This window comes from Romboutsia sp. 1001285H_161024_C4, assembly GCF_015550185.1.
Taxonomy (GTDB): Bacteria; Bacillota; Clostridia; order Peptostreptococcales; family Peptostreptococcaceae; genus Romboutsia_C; species Romboutsia_C hominis.
Window position 1 is genome coordinate 1 of sequence record NZ_JADNAJ010000020.1, and the last position, 9,090, is coordinate 9,090.

8 protein-coding genes, 1 tRNA gene, 3 rRNA genes, 1 other RNA gene and 1 other annotated feature are annotated in these 9,090 nt (G+C 30.3%); of the genes, 12 read left to right on the top strand and 1 reads right to left on the bottom strand.

The genetic code is table 11. The features are described from left to right. From I1959_RS14890 to I1959_RS14935, 10 genes are all read left to right on the top strand, one after another. Window positions 1-79: ribosomal RNA gene (locus I1959_RS14890) — 23S ribosomal RNA — on the top strand; the annotation flags it as partial. A gap of 58 nt (window positions 80-137) precedes the next feature. Further along, window positions 138-254: ribosomal RNA gene (gene rrf, locus I1959_RS14895) — 5S ribosomal RNA — on the top strand. Between the two features lie 224 nt (window positions 255-478). After that, window positions 479-691 (top strand) — a binding site (T-box leader). Window positions 692-884: 193 nt separating this feature from the next. After that, window positions 885-2,168 (top strand): serine--tRNA ligase, encoded by a 1,284-nt coding sequence (gene serS / locus I1959_RS14900; RefSeq protein ID WP_195238867.1) that lies wholly within the window; start codon window positions 885-887, stop codon window positions 2,166-2,168. 359 nt (window positions 2,169-2,527) lie between these two features. Further along, window positions 2,528-2,980, top strand: coding sequence for a nucleoside deaminase (locus I1959_RS14905; protein ID WP_092921356.1), 453 nt, complete (start codon window positions 2,528-2,530; stop codon window positions 2,978-2,980). A gap of 3 nt (window positions 2,981-2,983) precedes the next feature. Next, window positions 2,984-3,075: transfer RNA gene (locus I1959_RS14910), tRNA-Ser, on the top strand. Window positions 3,076-3,105: 30 nt separating this feature from the next. Further along, window positions 3,106-3,370, top strand: an RNA gene (gene ffs / locus I1959_RS14915) — signal recognition particle sRNA large type. Between the two features lie 361 nt (window positions 3,371-3,731). Next, the gene (gene dnaX, locus I1959_RS14920; protein ID WP_195238869.1) at window positions 3,732-5,378 is read left to right on the top strand and encodes a DNA polymerase III subunit gamma/tau; all 1,647 of its coding nucleotides are present in this window, start codon (window positions 3,732-3,734) and stop codon (window positions 5,376-5,378) included. A gap of 55 nt (window positions 5,379-5,433) precedes the next feature. Continuing rightward, complete coding sequence (locus tag I1959_RS14925) at window positions 5,434-5,778, top strand: YbaB/EbfC family nucleoid-associated protein (RefSeq protein ID WP_092921359.1); 345 nt, start codon at window positions 5,434-5,436, stop codon at window positions 5,776-5,778. An 11-nt stretch (window positions 5,779-5,789) separates the two neighbouring features. Further along, a complete protein-coding gene (recR, locus tag I1959_RS14930; protein WP_092921361.1) occupies window positions 5,790-6,389 on the top strand; it encodes a recombination mediator RecR in 600 nt (199 codons plus the stop codon). Between the two features lie 142 nt (window positions 6,390-6,531). Beyond that, window positions 6,532-6,756, top strand: coding sequence for a hypothetical protein (locus I1959_RS14935; protein WP_092921363.1), 225 nt, complete (start codon window positions 6,532-6,534; stop codon window positions 6,754-6,756). Window positions 6,757-6,824: 68 nt separating this feature from the next. On the opposite strand, the gene I1959_RS14940 is transcribed toward I1959_RS14935, so the two are convergent. After that, on the bottom strand, window positions 6,825-8,021 hold the full coding sequence (locus I1959_RS14940; RefSeq protein WP_195238871.1) for an MGDG synthase family glycosyltransferase: 1,197 nt from the start codon (window positions 8,019-8,021) through the stop codon (window positions 6,825-6,827). 185 nt (window positions 8,022-8,206) lie between these two features. On the opposite strand from I1959_RS14940, the gene I1959_RS14945 reads away from it, so the two are divergent. Both I1959_RS14945 and I1959_RS14950 read left to right on the top strand, forming a co-directional pair. Beyond that, a complete protein-coding gene (locus I1959_RS14945) occupies window positions 8,207-8,437 on the top strand; it encodes a glutaredoxin family protein (protein WP_092921367.1) in 231 nt (76 codons plus the stop codon). 325 nt (window positions 8,438-8,762) lie between these two features. Continuing rightward, window positions 8,763-9,090 (top strand): 16S ribosomal RNA (locus I1959_RS14950); the annotation flags it as partial.

Consider the following 9,090-nt stretch of genomic DNA (forward strand, 5'->3'; position numbering starts at 1 on the left):
TACCTGGTTGATAGGTCGAAGGTGTAAGTGCAGTAATGTATTTAGCTTATCGATACTAATAGGTCGAGGACTTGACCAAAATCATTAACTAAATGATATACAGTTTTCAGAGTATTAACTCTAAAAGATAAAGATTATGTGGTTATTATAGCAAAGAGGATACACCTGTTCCCATACCGAACACAGAAGTTAAGCTCTTTAGCGCTGATGGTACTTGGGGGGCGACCCCCTGGAAGAGTAAGACGTAGCCACGTAGTCTTTTTTTATGCAAAAAAATAAATATAATTGTTTTTCATACCATATATTAAATCTAATAAATAAAATATATAATTATATAAAAAATATTAGAAGCATTGAAATAGCTAGAGTTAGAGATTGTAAAAATTAAAATTTTTTAAAACTGAAAAAACTTTTTTGAATAATACTATTGAAACTTGATAATATATATAATATAATGATTATCAAATAGAAGAATTAATAAAAAGCTTTGAAGGAAATTAGTAAAGAGCAAGTTTGTATTCAGAGAGTGAGTGGTAGGTGTGAACTCATTACAATGGTTTTTGAATCTATTCTGGAGCTTCTACCGAAACAATAAGGTAAGACGTATACCTACGTTACAGGTTTGAGAGGGTTATATTTTTATATAACCAATTAGGGTGGCAACGCGGATAACAAGACTTTCGTCCCTTTCATAGGGGAATGAAGGTCTTTTTTTAATGCAATAATTACCCTAAGATTAAGGTTTTAGATAAAAATACATGTATTAGAAAACGTTATTTATGACTAAAATTAATTTATTAGCGCTGGTAGATTAACAAAAGTTATAAGTTTTGAATAGGTTAATTAAAGTAAAATAAATTATAAAATATAAGGAGGAATTAGCAATGTTAGATGTCAGAAGAATAAGAGAAAATTTAGAAGATATAAAAAAAGCTATGGATAGAAGAGGCGAAAAAGAATTCGACTTAGATGCTGTAGTTAGATTAGATGACGAAAGAAGAGAATTACTTAAAGAAGTTGAAGTAATGAAGAATGAGTTAAATGTAGAATCTAAGAAAATACCTCAATTAATAAAAGAAGGTAAAGATGTAGAGGCAGCTAAAGCTCAACTTAAAGAATTATCAGATAAGATAAAAGGAATGGATGAAAAAGTTAGAGCTGTAGAAGCAGAGATGGAATACAACTTAATGAGAATACCAAATGTACCTCATCCTGATGTTCCGCAAGGAACAACAGATGAAGATAATGTTCAAATAAGAACTTGGGGAGAACCTACAGAGTTTAACTTTGAACATAAGGCACACTGGGATATAGGAACAGGATTAGGAATATTAGATTTTGAAACTGGAAGTAAAATAACAGGTTCAAGATTCACTTTATACAAAGGATTAGGAGCTAGATTAGAGAGAGCGTTAATAAACTTCTTCTTAAATACTCATACAGCTGAGCATGGATATACAGAAGTTTTACCTCCTTTCATGGCTAATAGAACTAGCTTTATAGGAACAGGTCAATTACCTAAGTTCGAAGAAGACATGTTCAAAGTTGAAGGTGTTGATTACTTCTTAATACCAACTGCTGAAGTTCCTGTAACAAATATACATAGAGATGAAATATTAACAGTTGACCAATTACCAATAAAATATTGTGCATATACTCCATGCTTTAGATCTGAAGCAGGTTCTGCTGGTAGAGATACTAGAGGATTAGTAAGACAACATCAATTTAACAAGGTAGAATTAGTTAAATTTGTTAAGCCAGAAGATTCTTACGATGAGTTAGAAAAATTAACTAATGATGCAGAAAAAATGTTACAATTATTAGGATTACCTTACAGAGTTGTTAAGATATGTACAGGAGACTTAGGGTTCACTGCAGCATTTAAATATGACTTAGAAGTATGGATGCCAAGTTACAACAGATACGTTGAGATATCTTCTTGTTCAAACTTTGAAGATTTCCAAGCTAGAAGAGCTGGTATAAGATTCAAGAGAGACAAAAAATCTAAAGCAGAATACGTTCATACATTAAACGGATCTGGATTAGCAGTAGGAAGAAGTTTAGCTGCTATATTAGAAAACTATCAACAAGAAGATGGTTCAGTAGTAGTTCCAGAAGTATTAAGACCATACATGGGTGTAGATGTTATAAAGAAAGAAGAATTATAAGATCTAACGCAATTTAGACATATATTAAGAAGATCATTATCTATATATAAAGGCCAACAGATTTCTGTTGGTTTTTATATATAGTGATATAATATTTTTAACAAGAAATAGGATGCAACTGTATGTAGTTTAGAAAAATATAAGCTATAGATAGTCCTCACAAATTTAACCCTTGTAACCTAATGATATTATAGTCTATTTAAGTTACAAATATAGCCAATTTACATTGTTTAATATTACTTATAATTAAGAATTATGCAATAGTAACTAATTTTAACTTGTACAAATAAATTAAAATTCAGTTGAATTATAAATGTAACTATGATAATATAGAAGTGTTATAAGTTCTAGGAGGAAATATGAATAAAGAACTATATATGAAAGAAGCCTTGAAAGAAGCAGATAAAGCCTTTAAAAAAGGCGAAACTCCTATAGGAGCCATAGTAGTTAAAGATGGCAATATTATAGGCAGAGGACATAATTTAACTGAAACTTTAAATGATAGCACAGCTCATGCTGAGATTGTAGCAATAAGAGAAGCTGCTAGAAACTTAGGTGGATGGAGACTTATTGATTGTGAATTATATGTTACAATGGAACCTTGTATTATGTGCAGTGGGGCTATAGTTAATTCTAGAATAAAAAAACTTATAATAGGAACTAAACATATAAAAAACGAATATACAGAAAATCAGCATAAATTTAAGACTGATTACTATGAACGAAATAATATAAATGTCTTATTCGGTGTTTTAAAAGAAGAATGTTCTAATATATTACAGGAATTTTTTAGAGCTCTTAGGAAAAGATAATAAGGAGAGATGGTCGAGTCGGTCGAAGGCGCTCGCCTGGAAAGTGAGTATACGTCAAAAGCGTATCGTGGGTTCGAATCCCACTCTCTCCGCCAGAGGAAAATTTAAATATGGTTATAAGTTTGCTGTACTAGATGGGGAGGTAGCGGTGCCCTGTAACCTGCAATCCGCTATAGCAGGATTGAATTCCATCTAGAGGTTTATATCTTGTAGGGCTGCCCTGAATAAGTGGTGTTGACACTTAGGTCCTACGCAATGGAAGCTCATGAACCCCGTCAGATCCGGAAGGAAGCAGCGGTAAGTGATCACTTCCGTGTGCCGTAGGGGTGCCTAAGTTGAGCTAACTGTTTAGGTAACGCCTATGAGAGTAAATCAATAGATGGTGTACAGCTTTAATATATAAAAAACAAATCTCTTATTATAAGAGATTTTTTTTAATTATAAGAAAATCATGAGTTTTTTACTCTATGCATAATTTTAGAAATATATTAATGAGTATACAAAATATGATTAATAGATATGGTATAAAAAATATGTTTTTTTATACTTTTAATAAAATTAGTTAAGATAATTTATATTTTAAAATAAATTTAGTTTGATTAGTATATATTTACATTTAATAACGTTAATAATTAATGTAGGTTGTATTTTATATAAAAATAAATACTAGCATTTAAAATATAAGTAATGTGATGATATAATTAGATAAAAATAGATTAATTGTATGAAGTTTATTTAAGGAGAGATAAGAATGCATAAAGCATTATATAGAGCATATAGGCCACAAAATTTTGAAGATGTTGTGGGCCAGCAACATATAATAAGAACGTTAAAGAATCAGATAGAAAGTAATAATGTAGGACATGCATATTTATTTACAGGAACGAGAGGGACAGGTAAAACATCTACGGCTAAAATATTTGCTAGAGCAGTTAATTGTGTGCAAAGTAAAGACCAAGAGCCTTGTAATGAATGTGAAGTATGTAAGGATATAATAAATGATAATATAATGGATGTTGTAGAGATAGATGCGGCATCTAACAATAGTGTAGATGATATAAGAGAGCTTAGAGAAAGTGTTAAATATTCGCCTACAAAGGCTAAATATAAGGTATACATAATAGATGAGGTTCATATGTTATCGCAAGGGGCCTTTAATGCACTTTTAAAGACATTAGAAGAACCGCCATCATATATAATATTTATATTAGCTACAACTGAACCTCATAAGATACCGGCTACAATACTATCTAGATGTCAAAGATTTGACTTCAAAAGAGTTACGGTTAATGATATGTCTGAAAGAATGAAAAAGATATGCAATGAGGAAAATATAGAAGTTGAAGATAAAGCACTTAACCTAATAGCTAGAAATGCACAAGGTGCACTGAGAGATGCCTTAAGTATATTAGATCAATGTATATCTTTTGGTGGTAACAAAATAGAATACAAAGATGTAGTTGAATTATTAGGAACAGTAAATATAGAGCAATTATTTGAGATGTCTCAGTTCATAATAAATCAAGATACAAAAAACTCTCTTCAAGCACTAAATGAATTTGTAATTTGGGGTAAGGATATAAGAAATTTAATTAATGATTTAATAGACCATTTTAGAAATCTTATGGTTTGTAAGGTGTCAACTGAATTAGATGAGATAATTTCTTTACCAGAAGAGACTATAGATAAATTAAAGTCCCAAGCTGAAAGTGTAGATGTAAATGATATTATAAGAGTTTTAAATATATTATCTGTTACACAAGATAGCATGAAAAGCTCATCGAATCCAAGGGTTCTGGCTGAAGTTACTATGATGAAAATAGCCCAACCTATGTTTGATGAAAGTAAAGAAGCTTTAATAAAGAGAATAGAGAATTTAGAGAAGAAAATAGAGAGTGGAAATATAAAGGTTAATAGCAACAATATAGAGAATACTAATAATATAATAGAGGAAAAAGAAATAATAGAGACAGATGAAGTAGTATACGAATCTGTTAAAAGTGAAGATGTTAAGCTTATAGAGTCATCATGGCCTAAGATTAGAAAGAGTATAAAGGATGATAAGCAAAGTAAACAAATGCCAGTATACTTCTTATTAGGTGATGTAAGTAGTTTTAACGTATATGAAAATGTGTTATATCTAATATACGCAGATGGATTTGCGTTTGCTAAGAAAAGACTAAGCGAACCTGATACTATAGCATATATAGAAAAAGTAATAAGAGAAACTATAAGTAGAAGTTTTAATATAAAAATAATATTAGAATCTGAAGTTAAAAACATAGACTTAGAAATAAAGAGTGGAAAAGTTGATAAAGGTGAGGAGATTCTAAAAAGTATAGTAAATGAGGAGATACTAGAAATAAAAGATAGTGTCGAAGAAAATGAAAGTAAATAATAAACACTAATATGATATAATATTAAAATAAAATAGTTTTAAGGAGGAATTTAAAATGGCTAAAAGAGGTTTTGGAGGCGGAATGATGCCTGGAAATATGAACAATTTATTAAAGCAGGCTCAAAAGATGCAAGAAAACATGCAAAAAATGCAAGAAGAATTAGAAGCTAAGGAAATAGAAGCTTCAGTTGGTGGAGGAGCTGTTACTGTAAAAGTTAACGGTAAGAAAGAAGTTTTAGATATAAATATAAAACCTGAAGTTGTTGATCCAGATGACATAGAGATGTTACAAGACTTAGTATTAAGTGCTATAAATGAAGCTTTAAGAAATGTTGATGAAATGCAATCATCTCAAATGGGTAAATTAACTGGAGGAATGAACATACCAGGGTTATTCTAGTAGGTGATAATATGCAATCTTATACAGGGCCTATAGCTAGGCTTATAGAAGAATTTTCAAAGCTTCCAGGGGTAGGTAGAAAAACGGCTCAAAGATTAGCTTTCCATGTAATAAACATGAATGTTAATGATGTAGAGTCTTTATCTAAAGCTATCTTAGAAGCTAAGAGAGAAATAAAATATTGTTCAGTATGCTGTAATATAACAGACACAGACCCTTGTAGTATGTGTTCTAATAAAAACAGAGATGCTGGTGTAATATGTGTAGTAGAAGATCCTAGAGATGTTGCTGCTATGGAGAGAACAAGAGAATTTAAGGGGCAATATCATGTATTAAATGGAGTTATATCTCCTATGGATGGTATTGGACCTGATATGATAAAAATTAAAGAGCTAATCCAAAGATTAGGAAATCAGGATGTAAGAGAAGTAATAATGGCTACAAACCCAACGATTGAAGGGGAAGCTACGGCTATGTATATAGCTAGACTTTTAAAACCTATGGGGATAAAAGTTACTAGAATTGCTCATGGTCTACCAGTAGGTGGAGACTTAGAGTATGCTGATGAAGTAACTATATCAAAAGCTTTAGAAGGAAGAAGAGAAATATAAAAAATCGAGGTATTTACCTCGATTTTTTGTCGTTTATTGATATAAATTTACTCAAATAATATAAGGTACACTTGTTGAATTAAGCAATAAGTTAATGTATAATTTTAATAAATTCATTCAAAATTATTTATAGGAGAATAAAATGAAATCAACAATGAGCCTAGAAGAGAGAAAAGCTTTGAAAGAAAAAAGAGAAAAAAACTTAAAATCTAAAGGAAAAACAAAGTTTACAGAATCTGATGATATGAGCTTATTAATAAAGAAAAAAAACAGTAAAGCTCAGAAAAGCAAAAACTCGTGCTTTAGGAATAATTATAAGAAGTATCAATATGATTATGAAGAAGATTTTTATGAACCTACATACTAATATATATAATTGTAAAATGCCCAAAGGATATTATCCATTGGGCATTTATTATGTAAATTTAATTAAAATTAATTCATAGATAGTAATACATCCTCAACTAAATTAGCTATATTTTGAGAAGAATTAAATTTTCTTATAGATTTTATATTTTTCTTTAACATATCTAATCTAGATGGATCATCTATTAGTACTTTCAGTAAAACTGAAAGAGAATACTTTTTAGTAGTTCTAAGGGCTGCACCACAATTTGAAAGAAAATCTAAGTTTTCTTCTTCCTGTCCTGGAATATAATATGGAACAATCATAGGAACGTCTTTTAATAATGCTTCTGTAGTAGTTAAACCACCAGGTTTTGTTATTAAAACGTCAATAGAAGCAAGTATATCATTCATTTTATTAGTGTACCCAAGTACACATATATTTTTATTATGATTGTGAGTAGCCAGTTTTTTTTCAAGTTTCTCTTTTAAGGATTCATTTCTTCCTGTAATGACTAAAATTTGAAAATCTCTATCAATATTCAGTAATTCTTCTAAGGTTTCTTTTATATTACCAGCTCCAAAGCTTCCTCCCATAAGTAGAACTGTAAGTTTATCAGAAGATAAACCTAATTCATTTAAAACTTCTTCTTTTTCTCTATTACTTAAGAATGATTTTTCTACGGGGATACCAAAAGGTTTGATTTTTTCAGTATCAACTCCTTCATATGCTAGCAATTCTTTTACATACTCATGACCTACTATATAATAGTCTATTTCATTTTGTATCCATGTAGAGTGAGTAGTATAATCTGTAAGGACAGAGATCATTGGAGGCACATCTATAGTATCATGGTGATCACCTAGATGTAAACCGTGATCAGAACCTCCATCACTATGTTTTTTTAGTGTACTTAAAGCTATCATAGGGAAGGGATGTGTACCTATAATTAAATCGGGTTTAGAATCATTTAAAAGCTTTTTGAATTTTTTTGCCATTAAAGATGTAAGCAAATTACCTTTAAACTCATTTTTAGAAACAAGAGAGGTTTCAGAAAATCTGTATACACTACCATAAGCTTTTGGAGTATATATAGCAGATTTTTCATATCCCCTAGAAATTATTTTATCCATTGTATTATTAACTAATTTTAAACTATCCACTATTTCACATTGTATATTAAAACCATCTATCGTTTTTTGTTCTAACTCCTCTTTAATTGCTCGAGCAGCTCTATTATGACCTCCACCAGTTGAAGCAGACATAATCAATACTTTTTTGCTCATACTAAAATCCTCCTAAAATGTAGAGTTATATTGAATAATAATGCAATTTTTTGTATTATTAAATATATTAACTTAGAAAAAATAAATTATGTATTATATTATATACTAATAATGAGTTAATAATAATCTAATATAATATAAAAAAAAATACAAGCATAACAAAATAAATACTTAGGAGCAGATAGATGAAAGTAGTAGAGATATACACTAGCGATACATGTCCACAATGTATAAAAGCTAAAGAGTTTCTAAAAAATAAAAATATTGAATATAAAGAATATAATATATCGAAAGATTTAGATGCCAAGAAAAAGTTGATAGGTATGGGGTATATGTCTATTCCTCTAACTATTATAGATGGAGAACATGTCTTAGGTTTAGATATAAGTAGAATGACACAACTATTAGAGAAATAGTATTTATTGATATAAGGAAGCTTGTGAAAAAGTTTTCTTATATCAATAAAAAGTATAAAAATTAGTATGAAATGTAGAAAAATACATAGACTAAATCACAGATAATAATAGATTAAGAAAAAAATTAAAAAAAGTTTAAAAAAAGTATTGACGATATAAATGTAAGGTGATATAGTATTACTTGTCCTTAAGAAAAGGGCAAAAACGAAAATGAACTTTGAAAATTAAACAGTAGGTTAATTTATATAACTAATGATTCTTAAAAGAATCGAAAACAAACCAAGCCAGATATTCAGATAATGATAGTCTGAGCAGGTAACAACTTTTATTTGAGAGTTTGATCCTGGCTCAGGATGAACGCTGGCGGCGTGCCTAACACATGCAAGTCGAGCGATTCTCTTCGGAGAAGAGCGGCGGACGGGTGAGTAACGCGTGGGTAACCTGCCCTGTACACACGGATAACATACCGAAAGGTATGCTAATACGAGATAACATGTTTTTATCGCATGGTAAAAATATCAAAGCTTTTGCGGTACAGGATGGACCCGCGTCTGATTAGCTAGTTGGTAAGGTAACGGCTTACCAAGGCGACGATCAGTAGCCGACCTGAGAGGGTGATCGGCCACATTGGAACTGAGACACGGTCCAAACTC